Consider the following 17,351-nt stretch of genomic DNA (forward strand, 5'->3'; position numbering starts at 1 on the left):
AAACCTGTCTGGTCAGCTTCTTCTCAGCAGCCCGCCATCGGTTTTCAGCAGTACCCGATGGCAGATAACCAGACTTACCAGCATACAAAGCAGTAACCAGGCCAGTTGCAAAATGAGACTGCTCTGGAAGGCATCAAAGCGAGCAATAAGGACCTGCAGGCCGATCAGACCACAGGGAATCAGGGCGTAGATCAGGTGTTGTTTCTGGTAGGGCAGTTTAAGCAGCCGCTGGCTGATGATCAGATAAGCGATCAGGCGCAGCACCTGACTCACCAGCAGCACAGCAACCGCGCCCATCGCTGCGCCAATACCCGAGCCAGCGCCATAATTGATGGCAAAAGGCAGGGTCAGCAGACAGAGGGCTCCGGTGGCCAGTTCGATCAGCATCTGGATCTCGCTGCGTTCGGTGGAGAAACAGCCAAGATTAAACAGAGCACCCCACTGCTTGAAGATGCCCGCCAGAATCAGCCAGGGCAGATAGAGATGCAGCGCCTGCAGTTCCGGTGCAAAGAGCAGAGGTGTCACCAGAGGTGCTGCTACTACGACACCAAGCCCCAGGATGCTGGCGATGATGGCTCCCGCCATGGCACCAGATGCAGCCTTGTTCAGACCATCATCCTGTTTCAGAAGCGCAATACGTCTTGGATACCACCAAAGCTGGAAGGGTTGGCTTAACAGCGCTGCCAAAAGGAAAAACTTCACAGCCAGTACATAGGCTGCAAGAGTGGTGGCCTCTGCCGATTGAGACAGCAGAATAATATCCAGCCCCTGAGTGGCATACATCGCAAGACCACTGACCACAAAGGGCAGGCCAAAGCGGATCTGTCGTAACAGACTTTGGGGCTGGATACGGATACCTGCATCCCGAATCTGCAGATAAAGCAGACCTGCAATCTGCAACAGAACCGCAATCACAGATGCGATCAGCACTCCGGTCAGGCCGTAGCCCAGCTTGAGCAGAATGACCGCAAGCGCTGCGTAGATCAGAGTGCGGCCAAGGGTCAGTTGCAGAAAGCGCACCGCCTGTTCCCGCATTCTTAGCCAGGCCAAAGGCACTGCAAGTACACCTTCAGAGCTGATCAGAAGGCTTAACAGTAGAAACTCCAGCTGGGAGACCTGCCAGTACTGGTTGATGACAGGTAGCAGCCATAGGCCGTTGGCGGCTAACAGCAGAAAGCTGATCAGCGCCAGTGTCAAGGCTGTGCCTGATGTGGTGGCAGATGCTTTCTGACGTTCCGATTCGGACTCAGCCAGTCCAGCCTCCCGATAGAGGTTATTCACCAGGCCACAGCCGACAATCACGGTTGCACCATTGACCAGAGCCAACAGGGTTTCCAGTCGGGCAAATTCAGCAACCCCCAGCTGATGGGTGACGAAGGGCAGCAGCAAAAATGCCACCGCCTTCATGCCGATAATGCCGATGGCGTAACAGGCTTGCTGGCGAATCACAGAGCTGTTTTGCAATTTGCCAGCGAGAGAGCCGATGCGTCGTGAAAGCCGCAGCCCCGTTTGAGGATTTAACCGCTGTTTAAGATTCAAGCTCAGCATAAGAGATCTCCTCACGGCAGCTGCTAATGGCTAATGAGAGCTGTTTTGCCTGATCGCTGATCTTAAAGTTTGCTAAAAGATGCTCTCGACCCTGTTCACCCATCTGTTTCAGCTCTGCCGGTGGCAGCTGGGTCAGTTTGAGAATGCTGGCGGCCAGAGCGAATTTATCGCCACTTTTCACCAGATCCCCCACGGGCAGTGTCTGACCGAAGGTATCGGTGAGCATTTCGCGACAGGCCTGAATATCGCTGGTAATTACTGGAAGCTTGAGTGCCAATGCTTCCTTAATCACCAGAGGGCCAGTGTCTTTTACACCCTGGGGCGTGACGACAAAGGGCGCTGCCAGTGCAGTGTAGTGATGGTGGTTTTCTGCAAACCAGTGTTGAGGTTTAGCCCCCAGAAAATGAACAAAGCCCACCAGATCCAGGCGTATCATCCGGATCAGCAGTTCCAGTTTCAGAGGTCCGTCACCGACGATATCCAGCTTGGGGCGTTCGCGGGCGGGAATATTCGCCAGAGCGTGCAGCAAAACATCAACGCCCTTGGTTTCTGACAGGCGGCCCAGATAGAGCAGGCGGTTCTGGTTGTAGAGGTTAGGGGTCTGACTTGAGAACTGCTGAGGGTCGATACCGCAACGAATCCGGCGGATATCAGCAGTTGGCATCAGGTTGCGCATGTCCTGCTGCATCTCGTCGCAAACTGCAACCGCAAAGTCAGCGGCCTGCAATTTTGCGGGCAGATCTGCAGGTGAGCGATAGATATCGTAACCGTGGCAGGTAAAGGAGACGCTGACACCTGCCAGACGAGCCGCTGCGATTGCGGTAGCAGCGGAAGCCAACCCGAAGTGAGCATGAATATGCTGACAACCGGTCTGTTCCACTAAGGCTGCCATACGGGCGGCGTACCAGAGCAGAGATCTGCGGGGCAGTCCCTTTTGCTGATTGATAAAACTCATCGCAGATTGCAAACGTCCCGGGTTAGAGGACAGCTGCCAGATCACCTTAGCCACCGGAATATCTTTCAGCAGCACCAGCTCTTCAGCCAGCTTCAGATCGTCCGGTTGTGCCGGACCTTCCGGGCGCTCAAAACTTGCCAGAACAATCTCATGGCCTAATGCACGCATCGCCCTGATTTCATTACCGATAAAGGTTTCTGACAGCACAGGGAAAGCTGTGGTGAGGTACGCAATCTTTTTCATGTGTGACTCCTCGCCAGACCGGAAAAGCCCGATCTTTAATTGGCATGGCTGATGCATTTCAAAGGGTAAGCAGCGAGTAATTGGCCTTTGAATTGCACTTTGCGAAATGTCCGCAACCACTGCGATTCAAAGGGGTATCTGCAAGTGAGATGCCAAAGCCGAAATGCAACAAAGCCCGACAGCAGGCTTATCAGGGATAGAGCTGATTCAGCTGAAACAGAAAATCAGTGATCAGAGAAAGAAGAGGGATGCCAACTGAAGGGGAGCGGGAGTAAAGACCATGAAAAATAATAACGACAACTTAAACCTCAGCTTAAACAGCCGCTTAAACAACAGCTCAAACGAGCCAACTGACCAAAAGCTAACTGGTACATGTGATGTCAGTGTGATTATGCCGACCTATAACTGTCTGGATTATCTGCCGATGGCGATTGCCAGCGTGCTGAGCCAGAAAGTGGATCTGGAACTGCTGATTGTGGATGACGGTTCCGATGATGGCAGCGGCGAATGGCTGGCTCATCAGGCGGCTCATAACGACTGCATTCGTATCATCAAAGGTGAGCATAAAGGGGTGTCTGCCGCCCGTAATCTGGCGATAGCCGAGGCCCGTGGTGAGTACGTAGCCTTTCTCGATGCGGATGATTACTGGTATGACGATAAGTTGAGACTGCAGCTGGCCTATCACAAGAGTCAGCCGGATCTGGTTCTGAGTTTTACCGATTACGATCACTTTTCAGAATCCGATGAAGACTTGGGTCGCTGCTTCACCTTCTGGCCGCGCTTTAATCGCTTGCTGCAGGACGAAGCGCAGTGTCTGCGCCTGACAGGCGCGTTAAAAACCAGCGTCTATGAGGAGAATGTGATCGGCACCTCTACCGTAATGGTGCGTACTGATGCTTTGCAAAAGGCACAGGGTTTTGATGAAACTTTGCATTCTGCCAGTGACTGGGATCTGTGGCTGCGTCTGTTGGAGTTCGGGGACTTTATGGCGATTAAACCCAGCCTGATGGGCTATCTGGTGCGTCAGAACTCGATCTCCCGCAATGTGGAGCGTCGCCTGAAAAGCTTTGAGCTGATTCTGGACCGTTTCCAGCCCGCAATGATGGCTTTAAACCCTGCGTGTGTGGCACCGGCACGTGCCCGTCTGGCATTGGCCTGGGCGGAAGCCTGGCAGGAACAGAAAGATGGCTACTGGAAAGCGATTGGCGCATACACTAAGGCCTGTTATCAGCTGCCAACCTCCCGCAATCTGAAAGCGTTGGCGGCACATATCATCAGAGGTTAGCGCCACTTGGCACAGGTTTAATTAAAACTCAAATAACTAAAAAAGGCCGTATGGCCTTTTTTAGTGGCTGTTGTTTGTCCCGCTCAAAGGTAAATAAGGGCGTTAGCTTCGTAGCTTTCGTTACTGGTATCTGGATCGGTCAGGTCGGCTGGGTAGAAGTGGCGAGGAGAAAGGCTGGCAAGATAGATAGGAGATAGGGAGCTAGAAGAGACTGAGATAGGTTAGATGTAGCCAGTCAGAACAGACAAAAAAAGCGGCCTAGGCCGCTAAGTGCAGGTAATGCTCAATAATTCGGGGGACAACCGCCTGAACGCTGTAGTGATGTTGGATGGTCTGATAGGCGTTTAAAGCCATCTGCTGGCGTTTTTGTGGTGTCATGCGCAACCACTGATCCAGACAGCAGGACATCGCCTCGATATCCCCTGCAGGCACAACCCAGCCATTTTTTCCGTGTTCGATCAGAGCCGGCAGATCGCCAATCGCAAAACTGCAGACGGGTATTCCCTGAGACATGGCTTCAAGGGCTGCCAGTGGCAGGCCTTCATATTCAGAGGTGATGCACAGCACACCTATCTTGTGCCAGTGCTCTGACATGATCTGTTGGCCATGAAAAATCACTTGCTGATAGCGCTCTGACAGCGGGTTATAAAGCGCACCGTCGCCATAGAGATGCAGTTTGGCCCGGCTTTCGGAAGCCATAGAGTCGTTCAGGCGGTTTGCCAGCTGACAGAAGGTCTCGGGGCTTTTTTCCGGGCTTAAGCGTCCGACGAAGGCGATCTGCTCACCGGAACCCATGCGCTGATGCTTAAACAGGCTCTCCTGAGACTTCAGGTCGACAAAGTTCGGGATAAGCAAACCTCTGTGGGACAGGCGTTGGTGGATCTCAGCACTGACCGATAGTGGTGAAAACCAACGGGAGGTGAGTTCATCCGCCTGAACATAGCATTTCAGGCGGCCTGAGCCGGTGTCTCCGTTGTGATGGGTGGGCAGAGCTTTCCATTTTCCCGGCAGGCTGAACATCTTATTGATCAGATTGCCCTTATAGCCGTGGCTATGTACCAGTGATCCCTGAGGAATCAGGCGGAACAGCTGGCGGATCTTACCCTGGGCGCTGTAGACAGGAATGTCAGCCTGCTTGAGATCCCTCCATAGGGGATGCTCTGAGTCATCATAATTTTTCCAGAACACGACTTTCACCGGCAGAGATCTTTCTGCCAATGCCTTTGCCAGATTCAGTACGTGGGTTTCGATCCCCCCCATACCCCGGCTATCAAGAAAGAGTACGATCGCTTTCATCGTCTTACCTCCTGCGGTTTCGCAGTTTCGCGTTTTTGCAGTTCGCAATGGATACAGGGGTAAGAGCAAGGGGAGTGCCATTCGCGTAATGCAAAGAATCTGCAGCCGGTCAGGTTTTCACACCTGAACAGGGATTTTTAAAATGCGAAAAGTCCATTTTTTGAGATTCAAGCTGCTGAATTAAAAGAAGTTTTTCTGGCTGGCACAGAGCTTGAAATAACCCCAGTAAATTCCACGAAAGGGACGTAAGTCCGGGGAGGCCACCATGGCTAAGTATCTGGTTACAGGCGGTTGCGGTTTTATCGGTTCACATCTGTGTGATGCACTGATCGACCTTGGTCATGAGGTGATCGTTCTGGACAATATGTCCACCGGTAAGCATGAAAATCTGAATCCGAAAGCCAAACTCTATGTCGGTGATATCAATGACACCCTGCTGGTGAATGAGCTGATGTCCCGTGTGGATGGTTGCTACCATCTGGCGGCGGTGGCCTCTGTGGTTCGGGCTAATGAAGCCTGGAAAGAGTGCCATACCATCAATCAGAGTGGCACGGTGAATCTGCTTGAGTGTAGTGCCCGTCAGAAACGCAAAGTGCCTGTGGTGTATGCCTCTTCTGCTGCTGTTTACGGCGATAACGCTGCTATGCCTCTGGGTGAAAGCAGCCAGTTACGTCCTCTGACCGCTTATGGTGTCGATAAGCTCTCCTGTGAGCTGCAGGCTCAGGTTGCAGGCCGTATCCATAATGTGCCGACCCTTGGCTTCCGATTCTTTAATGTCTTTGGTCCCCGTCAGGACCCCAGCTCTCCCTATAGCGGTGTGATTTCTATTTTTGCTGATCGTATCCGCCAGCATAACGGCATCACCATCTATGGTGATGGTTCCCAGATCCGTGACTTTGTCTATGTGAAAGATGTGGTGGCCTATCTCTGTAAAGCGATGGATCACGCCAGTGTGCGTGCGCCGGTTTTCAATATCTGCACCGGCCGTTCGAGCTCCATCAAGGATCTCGCTAAAACTCTATTCTCCATCGTGGGTTACGAAGTACCTGTCACTTTTGCCGGTAAAAAAGCCGGTGATATTCAGGTCTCGCTGGGTGACCCTCAACAACTGCTGAGCTGCTTCCACATGGGCTCCCAATACGATCTGGGTTCCGGCCTGATGGAGATGATGTACGAGGGCATCGAAGAGTACAAAACCGTGGTTTAAGGCAGTTTCTGGCTAAGGCCGGCGAAAAACGACTGAAGGGTAGGGAAGGCTTTAAGAGTGTGAGTCACGCCCTGAATGATCCGGCACCAAAGCGCTGCCGGAATAAAGAGAAACGGGAAACCGGAGGATAAGACCATGAAAACTTATCTGGCACTTTTAATTCTGGGCTGTCTCAACCTGATCGCCTGTACTGAGCCACCTCCAGCAGATGATGCAGCAGCTGGCTCAAATAACAGTTCTGGCAACGGTATCAGCGTTAATGCTGAACCTACTGTGAGCGTTTCTACTGCGGAGCTGATCGCTGATCAGGGCTTCACCTTCGATAGCCAATACGATCTGACGGTACAGGTTGATCTGCCGGCACTGGCAGAAGAATCCACCATCGTGAACATCTGTCATCCAACATCCGCTGGAGCGATTGACCGCAATAACTGTGTCTCCCGTGCAGCACTGAGCAATGGTCGTCTGGATCTGGTGCTGAATATGGCAGCACATCAGCAGGCACTGGTGATGGAGATCTGGCAGCGATCCGATATGCGTCAGCCAACGAGTTACAGCTGGTCGGTGGGAGAAGGCACTGTCTGGCAGGTTCAGGATTGAGGAGGTGACTTATGCGCTTTAACAACTACGATATCAGCCCCTACAAGCCGGAACCTCTCAGTCATCAGAGAAGCCAAAAGAAAGGCCAGAGAGGTCAAAAGCAAGGTCAGAGAGGCCAAAACAAAAGCCTGAAAACCCAGCTGAAGCGTATTGGTACTCTGGCAGGCTTCTGCGCGCTGGTTGCTGTATCGGGTCAGGCGAGCGGAGCAGCTTTTGATGCCTGCCCGACCAATGGCTTTCTGATGCAGGGCTCACCGGCCAAGCTATACAGCGTGGATCTGGCAACAGGCTTTACCGAGACGCTTGCCAGTGATCTGGGCACATCCAGTACCCTGAATGCTGTGGCGTTCAATCTGCACGATAACTATCTCTATGGCTTCAGCAATCAGTACAAAAATCTGGTACGTATTCATAACGATTACAGTATCGAAAACCTGAATCTGAGCGGTATGCCTGCCACAAGTTTCTATGTTGGTGATACCTCTGTGACAGAGAATATGTATTACTTTTACCGTCCGGGTGCCAGTTATGGGCTTTATAAGGTGAGTCTGGACGCTCAGTCGCCTGATTACGGCGTTATCAGCCGTATCATCGATGGCTCAAGCCTGAGTCTTGCGATCTATGATTTTGCCAGCCATCCGATCAATAACTACCTGTATGCGGTAGATAAGCAGGGCAATCTGCATCGGATCGAGGCGGAAACCGGTAGTTCAGTTAAGTTGGGCAACGTCGGCGTCACCGGTGTTTTCGGTGCCTCTTACTTTGATGAACAGGGCACCCTTTATATCAGCCGCAACGCTGACGGCTTTATCTTCCGTATCGATGTTTCGGTTAATAACCCTACCGCTGAGTTCTTTGCTAATGGCCCGCAGTCCTCTCAAAACGATGGTGCCCGTTGTGCTACCGCAACCCTGATTAGCGAACAATCCACCATCGATTTCGGTGATGCGCCGGACAGCTACGGCACCACTTTAGAAAGCAACGGTGCCCGCCACATGATCAGTGAGGATCTCTATCTGGGTGTTTCCGCTGGTGGCGATGATAACGGGGTCACTCAAATTACCGGTTTTGAGCAATCTCTGGATGCCGTGGTACAGGTGGAAGCGACCGGTGCCGGTTATCTCAATGTCTGGGCGGATTGGGATCAGAACGGTCAGTTTGATAACAGTGATCATGCGGTTATCGATCAGGCTTTAGTTGATGGTGCCAATATTGTGGCTGTGGATGTGCCTGCCGATGCGGAACTGGGACAAACCTGGGTTCGGGCGCGTTATTCCTCAACTCAGGGCATTGGTCCGACCGGTGGTGTTTCCGATGGTGAGGTAGAGGACTTTCAGGTAGTCATAACCGAGCAGGGGACATCTATCATTGTTTATCCCGGCAGTAACGAATACACCACGCTGGCTTATGAAGATAAATGGCCGAAACTGGGTGATTACGACATGAATGATGTGGTGGTGGCTTATCGCACCTACCGCTATCTGAATGATGGTCTGGTGAACCGTTACGCTGTGGAAGGGCGAGTGCTGGCGGTAGGCGCAGGCTATAAAAACGGCTTTGCAATTCAGCTGGACGGTATCGCTACCGGGAATATCAATACCTCAGCCATGCGTTTTGAACTGAACGGCATTTCGCAAACCAGCTCGGCATTGGAAACAAATGCGGACAGTGATGATGCGGTGCTGGTGGTCAGCCAGAACCTCTGGGATCAGGTCGATCCCATCAGTGGCTGTACCTTCTATCGCTCAGAAAAAGGCTGTGATGAAACCAATCAGCTGACGTTTTATATCTCAGCGCCTTTGGTGAATCCTGTTGATCCGTCTCAGGCACCGATGAATGTACTCAATCCCTTTATTTTTGCCACACCGAATACCTATCACGGCCTGAATTATCAGCCGGGTCGTGGACTGGAGGTGCATCTGAAAAATAAAGCGGTGAGTGCCCGTTTTGATTCCAGCCTGCTGGCAACCCATGATGACAGCTCCAGCTATCCGCTAAGCAGCTTTGTCACTGCCAACGGTATGCCCTGGGCGCTGGAGCTACCGGCACTTTGGGATCATCCGGTGGAGAAGGTGGATCTGGTATCGGCTTACCCTGAATTTGCAGACTTTGTGACCTCTGGTGGCAGTCTGAAGAAGAGCTGGTATCTGAATCCGGCCAGTGAGCAAAAGATCATTCTTAACTTTAATCAGATGCAGGATTGATCAAGGCTTGGCATATCTGCCGCAAAATGCAAAAGCCCGATAAACAGATATAAGTGTTTACCGGGCTTTTGCTTTGTCTTATCTAGGGTTAGAAGACAATTTAAACGCGCATAGCTCTATCAGAAAAAACGTTATTAGATCGCCCGGGCAACCTGTTCCATCTGCTGACCGGCATCGGCCATAGAGGCGCTTTGTTGGCTGATCTGTACCGTTTCGGTTTGCAGAACAGCAACCGCTTCTGCCAGATGGTGAATATTGTGGTTCACTTCTTCCATGGTGGATTGCTGGGTTTCTGTGGCATGGGCGATCTGAGTGTTCATCCGTTCCAGCTGGTTAACAGCGGTCAGAATATCCGTCAGAGCAACTTCTGCCAGTCGGGATCGGTCTACCGCTTCAGCGGCTTCCCGCGCACCTTCATCCATTGCTGAAATCCCTTTTTCGATCAGGACTCTCAGCTCCTGAATCACACTCTGGGTTTTCTCTGTTGAGTTTCGGGTCTGCTCGGACAGAGTTCGTACCTCATCAGCCACTACGGCAAAGCCTCGACCATGCTCACCAGCACGGGCGGCTTCAATAGCGGCGTTCAGGGCAAGCAGGTTAGTTTGCTCAGCGATGTCGGTAATGCTGTTGAGTACATCGCCAATCTGTTCGCTGGATTTATGCAGCTGTTGCAGATCAATTGCCGCGTTGCTGATGCGCTCGGACAGCGCGGTAATCTGCTTCTGGTTTTCGACCAGTGCGGTATGACCTTTTTCTGCCTGCTGTTTTACCAGCACACTTTCATCAGACGCTTTCTGTGCGTTGTGGGCCACTTCTTCAAAACTGCCAGTCAGCTGGCTAGCGGCAAGGGAAACCTGCTCCATCTCCCGGGATTGGCTGGTGGCCTGCTCATTCAGGGTAAGGCCAGTGTTTTCGAGCTGTTTGGAAGAGGAGGTGAGATCGGTAGCGACAAGAATAATGGAATCGACAGACTGACCGAGCTTCTCCATAAAACGGTTAAAGCTCAGGGTAACTGCCTGAACCTCTTTGGGACCAAAGGGCTTGAGACGAGCATTTACACCGCTTTCATCACTGGTCACTACCTCAAGGGCGGAGTGAAGACTTTCCAGCGGTTTCAGAATGGAGCTGGTCAGTAGCATTACCAGGCCTGTCATGACACCGGCGGAAATCATCATCACGAATGTGAGCCAAATGGTAAAACTGTTCAGCTCGTTTTTCAGACGTTCCTGAGCACCTTCACTACCATCTGCCAGTCCGGTAAGGACATTCATCTCGGAGTGAATCCAGAAGGTAATACCGGTTAGCACCATCAGTAAGGGTAGGGTAAGGCGTAACAGTACCTGCAGTCGTAGCGGTTTGCCTTCAGCCTGTGTACCGGATTGAATCGCGGCGTTCATGTAACAAGCTCCTTTTAAGAGGGTCTTTTTTAATTGTTAGAACTACCGGTGGGGTCCATTAGGGCGGTAGTAGTGCGGCACAGAGAGCTAACTCCGGCCGTAAAGGTCTAGAGATTACCCTGTTAACGAAATAAGTACACTGCTTTCAGTGGGTTAATTGATCTGATACTTAGTGCAGGTTAGGTATCAGTGCAAAACCCGTTCAGGGCTTTTCCAGCCGATAGATAGCTTCAACAACACGAACTTTATTATCGGCCAGGTTTGCCATCAGATTCTTACCCATATCGACAAAGCGCTTGCCAAAGATGAGTTGCGGGTTAAGCGGTGATTTCTGCTGGGTATGTCCTTTATCGGCACTGCCACTTTCCCGTTGACTATGTTTGGTTCGCCACGCCAGCGCGTGTTCGGTGACATCTTCTACCCGAACCGCAACAAATCCGGCATCGGCTAATAGCTGATCCAGCGTTTCAAACTGTGGCAGATGACTGTGCACCTGCTCTGATGCCCATGGCACAGGAAGTTTAAGGGCTTCTTTGTTGTCACCAGCGAAGACTTCGTGGAGTAACAGTAAGCCGCCATCTTTCAGGCTGTCAGCCAGAGTCTTTAGGGCGAGTTGTTTGTCGGGGATATTCATCAGGGTGTGCTGGCTAATGACAAAATCCTGACTTTTGGCTGGCACCTGAGGTACACAGGCATCGGCACAGATACTGGTAATGCGCTGATAGCCAAGCTGCTGGTTGATCGCATCGCAGGCGAAAGTGAAAGCCTGAGTAATATCGATAGCGGTAATTTCCGCATCAAACTGGTCGGCGATCAGGCGTGCTGTGCCGCCAAGGCCGGAACCGATTTCGATACCGCAGCTTTGGGACTGAATACCAGCATCGTTGAGCAGTTTAATCGTTGCCTGACGACCACCGATATGTAGCTGATCGATGGGGGCGAGCAAATCGGTATTCAGATCTGTCAGCTGGATATCCGCATTTTGCAAAGCACTGACGATGCTTTGCCAGAGCTGCTGATGGGGAGCTACGGCTTCTGTTGCCTGTGAAGATGACTCAGCCGACTGCTTGGTGGTTTGATTGGTCTGATAATAGTGCTCAGCAACGCTACTCATTTGGGATATCTTCCTGATCTGTAGGGCTTTTTTAAGACGAAAAAAAGCGGCTCTTTTTTTGTATCAAAAGAGCCGCTTTGAGTCACTTGCAGATCAGCCTTTAATGAGAGTTCAGGCTGACCGGTGCGTCAGTGGAAAACCTGTCTGATGGCTTAGCCTTCCAGCCCCAGTTCTTCGGTGCTGATCTCACGCATTTTGAACTTCTGGATCTTACCGGTCACCGTCATCGGGAAGTCACGGGTGATCTTGAAGTAACGCGGAACTTTGAAGTGAGCGATCTTGCCTTTGCAGAACTCGCGGATCTCTTCTTCGGTCATATCCTTGCCTTCGTGCAGGGAAACCCAAGCCATCACTTCTTCACCGTATTTCTGATCCGGTACACCGATCACCTGAACGTCGCTGACATCAGGGTGGGTGTAAAGGAACTCTTCAATTTCACGTGGGTAGATGTTCTCACCGCCACGAATGATCATATCTTTGATACGACCTGTGATCGCGACATAACCCTCTTCATCCATCTCTGCCAGATCACCGGTGTGCATCCAGCCGTTTTCGATAGATTTAGCTGTGGCTTCTTCGTTGTTCCAGTAACCCAGCATCACGCTGTAACCACGGGTGCAAAGCTCGCCTTTTTCACCACGTTCAACCACGTTGCCGGTTTCAGGATCGACCAGTTTTACCTCAAGGTGAGGGTGGATAGTACCCACAGTCGATACACGCTTCTCAATGGGCGCATCCATCTTGGTTTGGAAACTTACCGGGCTGGTTTCAGTCATGCCGTAGCAGATGGTCACATCTTTCATGTGCATCTTGGCGATCACTTTCTTCATTACTTCGATAGGGCAGATCGAACCTGCCATGATACCGGTACGAAGAGTGCTCAGATCGAAGGAATCAAACTCAGGGTGTTCCAGCTCGGCGATAAACATGGTCGGAACGCCATACAGTGCTGTCGCTTTCTCTTCTGCCACTGCCTGCAGCGTGGTTACCGGATCAAAGCCATCCGCCGGATAGATCATGGTCGCACCATGAGTCACACAACCCAGGTTACCCATTACCATGCCGAAGCAGTGGTAAAGTGGAACAGGAATTACCAAGCGGTCTTTATGGGTAAAGTCCATGCCACGGGCAACGAAGTAACCGTTGTTCAGGATATTGTGGTGGCTCAGGGTTGCGCCTTTCGGTGCGCCTGTGGTGCCGGAGGTGTACTGAATATTGATCGGGTCATCAAACTGAAGCGTAGCCTGCAGTTCGCGCAGTTCAGCATCTGTGGTTTTGTCGTGCATCGACATCAAATCAGACCAGGTCCACATGCCTTCGGTAGCCAGATCTTCATCCAGACAAACCACACGTTTAAGCTGAGGAAGTTTTTCGGATTTGAACTGAGAGGCAACGCTGTCGCGCAGTTCCGGAGCCAGCTCACAGATCATGTCGACATAATGGGAAACTTTGAATTGACCCTGCAGAATCAGGGTGCTGGTGCCGGATTGCTTGAGGGCATATTCCAGCTCGTGGGTGCGGTAGCTTGGGTTGATGTTAACCAGAATCGCACCGATCTTAGCGGTAGCAAACTGGGTGATACACCATTCAGCACAGTTCGGAGCCCAGATACCAACACGTTCGCCTTTCTGTACACCAAGGTGCAACAGGGCTTTAGCGCAACGATCAACCTCGGTCTGCAGCTCTTTATAGGTATAGCGCAAACCCTGATGACGGGAGATCAGAGCATCGTTAGTTGGATACTTGGCGACTGTCTCGTCAAACAGATCACCAATGGTTTTACCGATCAGAGGCATGTCACTGGTGCCGCTGACGTAGCTCATTGCTTTTGTAGTCATAACCCACCTTCTAGGTTGATTTTATTGTTGTTTTAACTGGAGCATACCTGCTCCTAAGTCCTCGCTGCCGTCGGCGCTGTTATTGTTATTACCGGCGGCGGCTGAATTCGTTAAGGCTTTTGACTGACGGATCTAAATTGTATTGGCCCGTGGGTTGTAGACGGGCAGACCTGCTAATGATGGTGCAGGTTGATAAACGAAAGATTACCTCGAACAGAGCTTTGATTGATTACGTCGATCAGGCTGATTTGCTTTTCTTCTTATTGAGCACTTCATCCAGCGCCTTCTGGCAACGATCCTGAACCAGATTCAGTTCAGTCTGAACCCGTTGGATATCCTGCAGCTGCTGATCCAGTTCGGCTCTTTTCTCACTGAGAATACCCAGAATGAGGTTCAGCTGCTTCTCGTCACCTTCCAGAGTCGTGTCATAGAGATCAAACAGCTCTTTTGTTTCAGCAAGACTAAAGCCGAGGCGTTTACCGCGCAGGGTCAGCATCAGGCGAACCCGGTCTTTTTCGCTGTAAATACGCGTCTGACCGTTGCGGGTAGGCGAGATCAAACCCTGCTGTTCGTAGAAACGAATGGTACGGGTTGTGATATCGAACTCTTTAGACAGCTCGCTAATGCCGTATGTTTTTTTAGTGATTTTATTTTGTAGGGTCATCTTTATGAGGCCGCCAGTGTGTCTGCCTGTCTGTTCAGGCTAACTCTATCCAAAGTTTACGTTTACGTAAAGGTGAAAAGCAAGCAGTTGCCGGTGAAATGAGAGAGGCGAGTTTTAGAACCTCGTGCCAGCGGAAATGCTTATACAAAAAATGCTTATATTAACTGCTTGAAATAAAAGCGAATTTTAGCAAAAAAAGTGGATGGAATCATCCGTAGCTCCCGTCGTGGCTGGGCGGAGCAGGAGGTCGGTTTGACTGAGGAAATAATTGATCAATGGCGCTGTTTTCGGCGGTATTGGGTCGGGGCGATGCCCATCACTTTTTTAAACAGGCGGGAAAAATAGTAGCTGTCTTCGTAGCCGAGGCTGTAGCTGATCTCCGAGATGCTCTGCTGAGTGATATCCAGCAGATAGCAGGCGCGCTCTATCTTCAGGTGAAGAAAGTGCTGGATCGGCGTCAGGCCCGTCAGCTCCTTATATTTGTTCACAAAATGGAACTTGGAGAGGTTCACTTCTTTAGCCAGTGTGTCCAGATCAAGACGGGTATGCAGGTTCTCCTGCATTAGGGCATGTACAGTATCAAGGCTTAACTGACTGCTGCGGGCGCTGGCTGTGGTTGGTTTCAGAAGCGCAATATATGACAGGATCTGACGAATCAGGTTGGCCGCATAAATAGAAGTGTTGATGTTGTAGCCGCCGGTACGGCAATCGATCAGACGGTCAAAGTCCTGAATCAGCTTTGGGTGTGTCCCGAACTGCTGAAGATAATTCCCCTGAAAAAAACCTGCGTGTTCTGCAGCAAGAGCACAATCCTCTCCTTTTAAGTGAAGCCAGTAGATGCTCCAGGGATCATCATCCCGGGTTTTGTACTGGTGATCGGTTCCGGGGGGTAAGAGAAGGATGTCTCCGGCATTTACCTCATGGTGCTGATCTTTCAGCCATAGATCGGCGCTGCCTTTGATGCAGTAGATCACCAGGAAATCATCATGATCCTGTCGCTGCATCTGATGGCCAAGGGCTTCTTTATAGTTACCGAAGGAGATGGGGTAGAGGCCACAGCTCAAGGGGTGTTGGCGCAACTTGTCACGAAGAAACTGAGGGACTAGGTAGCGTATGCTACCGGACGGGAGCGGCCAATCTGAGGTTTGCGACATTAGTCTGACTCTGTGCTGTGAAATACGACAAACAGCAATATAGTCCAGTAAGTGGGCAATTTAGTCAATCCTTGCCTCTTAGACCCTGTGCTAGTTTACATATATCCAAGCAACCGCTAGGTTTGTCTTAAGCCTATTTAAGATGCTAACAACTGATGGCTAAGCCTGTCAGCGAACTAACAACAATAAAACCGGTTAACCGGACGAAATAAGGTGATTGATATGACTAAAAGAGTCCCGCTATTTATCGATGGTGAGTTTGTTCAGAGTAAGTCTGACAACTTCATGCCAGTAACGAACCCTGCAACTCAGGAAGTGCTGTGCGAAGTACCTTTTGCGACTCAAAGCGAAATGGAAGCTGCATACGAAAGCGCGAAAGCGGCTTTCGAGACCTGGAAAGAAACACCTATTTCTGACCGTGCCCGTGTAATGATGCGCTATCAGGCGCTGCTGAAAGAGCATCATGATGAGATCGCTGAGATTCTGAGCTCTGAAACCGGTAAAACCTTCGAAGATGCAAAAGGTGATCTGTGGCGTGGTATCGAAGTTGTTGAACACGCCGCCAACATCCCAAGCCTGATGATGGGTGAAACGGTAGAAAACGTAGCTCGTGAAATCGACACTTACAGCTACATTCAGCCTCTGGGTGTTTGTGCCGGTATCACGCCGTTTAACTTCCCGGCAATGATCCCGCTGTGGATGTACCCAATGGCGATCGCTTCCGGTAACACCTTCATTCTGAAGCCGTCTGAGCAGGATCCACTGACTCCGATGCGTCTGGCTGAGCTGTTTGTAGAAGCCGGTGCACCTAAAGGTGTTCTGCAGGTGATTCACGGTGGTAAAGAGCAGGTAGATTTCCTGCTGCATCACCCTGATATTCGTGCGATCTCTTTCGTAGGTTCTGTTCCTGTTGGTCAGTACATCTACAAAACCGGTACCGACAACATGAAGCGTGTTCAGAGCTTCGCCGGTGCTAAAAACCACATGGTTGTAATGCCGGATGCCGCTAAACAACGTGTGATCAACAACATTGCCGGTGCTTCTGTTGGTGCTGCAGGTCAGCGCTGCATGGCTATCTCGGTAACCATTCTGGTGGGTGAGGCCCGCGAGTGGAAACACGAAATCAAAGAAGCACTGATGCAGGCGCGTCCGGGTGCGTGGAACGATCCGGGTGCAAGCTATGGTCCGGTTATCAGCCCTCAGGCGAAAGAGCGTATCTGCGGTCTGATCCAGAAAGGTGTTGATGAAGGTGCAGAGCTGCTGCTGGACGGTCGTGACTGTGTGGTAGAAGGTTATCCGGATGGTAACTGGGTTGGCCCAACTCTGTTTGCTGGCGTTAAACCTGAAATGACCATCTATCAGGAAGAGATCTTTGGCCCTGTGCTGTGTCTGGTAGAGGTTGATACCCTGGATGAGGCGATCGCTCTGATCAATAACTCTCCATACGGTAACGGTACTTCTATGTTTACTGCTTCCGGTGCAGCTGCACGTAAGTTCCAGCACGAAATCGAAGTGGGTCAGGTAGGTATTAACATTCCGATTCCTGTGCCGCTGCCTTTCTTCTCTTTCACTGGCTGGAAAGGTTCTTTCTACGGTGATCAGCACGCTTACGGTAAGCAGGCGGTTCGTTTCTACACTGAAACCAAAACCATCACTGCACGCTGGTTCAACGAAGATATCGAATCCGGCCCTAACTTCTCGATCAACCTGAAGTAATTCGGGTTGGGAGCCGGGCACAAGTGTCCGGCTTCTGTGAGAAGCAGCAGAATCTGAAATGATGTGGCCTCAGGTTCTGCTTCAAAAACGGAGGAAGCTGCCCCTTCCTCTGTTTTTATCCCTCAGTCTT

General features: G+C 51.1%; 14 protein-coding genes. 5 read left to right on the forward strand and 9 right to left on the reverse strand.

Translation table 11 applies throughout. From position 1 onward, the window contains the following. Positions 1 to 12 precede the first annotated feature (12 nt). The gene (locus tag BV405_RS02370; protein WP_086479240.1) at positions 13 to 1,548 is read right to left on the reverse strand and encodes a lipopolysaccharide biosynthesis protein; all 1,536 of its coding nucleotides are present in this window, start codon (positions 1,546 to 1,548) and stop codon (positions 13 to 15) included. After that, complete coding sequence (locus tag BV405_RS02375; protein WP_176330016.1) at positions 1,529 to 2,746, reverse strand: glycosyltransferase family 4 protein; 1,218 nt, start codon at positions 2,744 to 2,746, stop codon at positions 1,529 to 1,531. Before BV405_RS02375 ends, BV405_RS02370 begins: the two co-directional genes overlap by 20 nt. A 391-nt stretch (positions 2,747 to 3,137) precedes the next feature. Between BV405_RS02375 and BV405_RS02380 the strand changes: the two genes are divergently transcribed. Further along, positions 3,138 to 4,031 carry a glycosyltransferase family 2 protein gene (locus BV405_RS02380; RefSeq protein ID WP_217895549.1) on the forward strand — a complete coding sequence of 298 codons (894 nt, stop codon included), beginning with the start codon at positions 3,138 to 3,140 and terminating at the stop codon, positions 4,029 to 4,031. A gap of 258 nt (positions 4,032 to 4,289) precedes the next feature. On the opposite strand, the gene BV405_RS02385 is transcribed toward BV405_RS02380, so the two are convergent. After that, positions 4,290 to 5,327 (reverse strand): glycosyltransferase family 4 protein, encoded by a 1,038-nt coding sequence (locus tag BV405_RS02385; RefSeq protein WP_176330017.1) that lies wholly within the window; start codon positions 5,325 to 5,327, stop codon positions 4,290 to 4,292. Positions 5,328 to 5,592: 265 nt separating this feature from the next. Here BV405_RS02385 and BV405_RS02390 point away from each other — a divergent pair, with 265 nt between their 5' ends. After that, entirely contained in the window at positions 5,593 to 6,534 is a 942-nt protein-coding gene (locus BV405_RS02390; protein WP_086479244.1) for an NAD-dependent epimerase/dehydratase family protein, read from the forward strand. On the opposite strand, the gene BV405_RS17595 is transcribed toward BV405_RS02390, so the two are convergent. Continuing rightward, the gene (locus BV405_RS17595; protein WP_176330018.1) at positions 6,531 to 6,671 is read right to left on the reverse strand and encodes a hypothetical protein; all 141 of its coding nucleotides are present in this window, start codon (positions 6,669 to 6,671) and stop codon (positions 6,531 to 6,533) included. The genes BV405_RS02390 and BV405_RS17595 overlap by 4 nt on opposite strands. On the opposite strand from BV405_RS17595, the gene BV405_RS02395 reads away from it, so the two are divergent. Both BV405_RS02395 and BV405_RS02400 read left to right on the forward strand, forming a co-directional pair. Continuing rightward, on the forward strand, positions 6,670 to 7,134 hold the full coding sequence (locus BV405_RS02395; RefSeq protein WP_086479245.1) for a hypothetical protein: 465 nt from the start codon (positions 6,670 to 6,672) through the stop codon (positions 7,132 to 7,134). The genes BV405_RS17595 and BV405_RS02395 overlap by 2 nt on opposite strands. An 11-nt stretch (positions 7,135 to 7,145) precedes the next feature. Next, positions 7,146 to 9,338 (forward strand): LruC domain-containing protein, encoded by a 2,193-nt coding sequence (locus BV405_RS02400; RefSeq protein ID WP_086479246.1) that lies wholly within the window; start codon positions 7,146 to 7,148, stop codon positions 9,336 to 9,338. A gap of 134 nt (positions 9,339 to 9,472) precedes the next feature. On the opposite strand, the gene BV405_RS02405 is transcribed toward BV405_RS02400, so the two are convergent. From BV405_RS02405 to BV405_RS02425, 5 genes are all read right to left on the reverse strand, one after another. Beyond that, positions 9,473 to 10,735, reverse strand: a complete 1,263-nt coding sequence (locus BV405_RS02405) for a methyl-accepting chemotaxis protein (protein ID WP_086479247.1) — start codon at positions 10,733 to 10,735, stop codon at positions 9,473 to 9,475. A gap of 202 nt (positions 10,736 to 10,937) precedes the next feature. Then, entirely contained in the window at positions 10,938 to 11,849 is a 912-nt protein-coding gene (locus BV405_RS02410) for a class I SAM-dependent methyltransferase (RefSeq protein ID WP_086479248.1), read from the reverse strand. Positions 11,850 to 12,001: 152 nt separating this feature from the next. Next, on the reverse strand, positions 12,002 to 13,687 hold the full coding sequence (locus tag BV405_RS02415) for an AMP-binding protein (protein WP_086479249.1): 1,686 nt from the start codon (positions 13,685 to 13,687) through the stop codon (positions 12,002 to 12,004). A gap of 238 nt (positions 13,688 to 13,925) precedes the next feature. Then, on the reverse strand, positions 13,926 to 14,351 hold the full coding sequence (locus BV405_RS02420) for a MerR family transcriptional regulator (RefSeq protein WP_086479250.1): 426 nt from the start codon (positions 14,349 to 14,351) through the stop codon (positions 13,926 to 13,928). Positions 14,352 to 14,623: 272 nt separating this feature from the next. Beyond that, on the reverse strand, positions 14,624 to 15,505 hold the full coding sequence (locus BV405_RS02425) for an AraC family transcriptional regulator (RefSeq protein WP_086479251.1): 882 nt from the start codon (positions 15,503 to 15,505) through the stop codon (positions 14,624 to 14,626). Positions 15,506 to 15,727: 222 nt separating this feature from the next. Between BV405_RS02425 and BV405_RS02430 the strand changes: the two genes are divergently transcribed. After that, on the forward strand, positions 15,728 to 17,221 hold the full coding sequence (locus BV405_RS02430; protein ID WP_086479252.1) for a CoA-acylating methylmalonate-semialdehyde dehydrogenase: 1,494 nt from the start codon (positions 15,728 to 15,730) through the stop codon (positions 17,219 to 17,221). The last annotated feature ends 130 nt before the right edge of the window (positions 17,222 to 17,351 follow it).

It is taken from the genome of Oceanospirillum sanctuarii (assembly GCF_002150805.1).
GTDB lineage: Bacteria > Pseudomonadota > Gammaproteobacteria > Pseudomonadales > Halomonadaceae > Oceanospirillum > Oceanospirillum sanctuarii.

Excerpts from the sequence above, each read along its gene's own strand:
- BV405_RS02395 (WP_086479245.1), top strand. The coding sequence starts at position 6,670 with ATGAAAACTTATCTGGCACTTTTAATTCTGGGCTGTCTCAACCTGATC.
- BV405_RS17595 (WP_176330018.1), bottom strand. The coding sequence starts at position 6,671 with ATGGTCTTATCCTCCGGTTTCCCGTTTCTCTTTATTCCGGCAGCGCTT.
- BV405_RS02405 (WP_086479247.1), bottom strand. The coding sequence starts at position 10,735 with ATGAACGCCGCGATTCAATCCGGTACACAGGCTGAAGGCAAACCGCTA.
- BV405_RS02415 (WP_086479249.1), bottom strand. The coding sequence starts at position 13,687 with ATGACTACAAAAGCAATGAGCTACGTCAGCGGCACCAGTGACATGCCT.
- BV405_RS02400 (WP_086479246.1), top strand. The coding sequence starts at position 7,146 with ATGCGCTTTAACAACTACGATATCAGCCCCTACAAGCCGGAACCTCTC.
- BV405_RS02370 (WP_086479240.1), bottom strand. The coding sequence starts at position 1,548 with ATGCTGAGCTTGAATCTTAAACAGCGGTTAAATCCTCAAACGGGGCTG.
- BV405_RS02420 (WP_086479250.1), bottom strand. The coding sequence starts at position 14,351 with ATGACCCTACAAAATAAAATCACTAAAAAAACATACGGCATTAGCGAG.
- BV405_RS02380 (WP_217895549.1), top strand. The coding sequence starts at position 3,138 with ATGCCGACCTATAACTGTCTGGATTATCTGCCGATGGCGATTGCCAGC.
- BV405_RS02430 (WP_086479252.1), top strand. The coding sequence starts at position 15,728 with ATGACTAAAAGAGTCCCGCTATTTATCGATGGTGAGTTTGTTCAGAGT.
- BV405_RS02375 (WP_176330016.1), bottom strand. The coding sequence starts at position 2,746 with ATGAAAAAGATTGCGTACCTCACCACAGCTTTCCCTGTGCTGTCAGAA.
- BV405_RS02385 (WP_176330017.1), bottom strand. The coding sequence starts at position 5,327 with ATGAAAGCGATCGTACTCTTTCTTGATAGCCGGGGTATGGGGGGGATC.
- BV405_RS02410 (WP_086479248.1), bottom strand. The coding sequence starts at position 11,849 with ATGAGTAGCGTTGCTGAGCACTATTATCAGACCAATCAAACCACCAAG.
- BV405_RS02390 (WP_086479244.1), top strand. The coding sequence starts at position 5,593 with ATGGCTAAGTATCTGGTTACAGGCGGTTGCGGTTTTATCGGTTCACAT.
- BV405_RS02425 (WP_086479251.1), bottom strand. The coding sequence starts at position 15,505 with ATGTCGCAAACCTCAGATTGGCCGCTCCCGTCCGGTAGCATACGCTAC.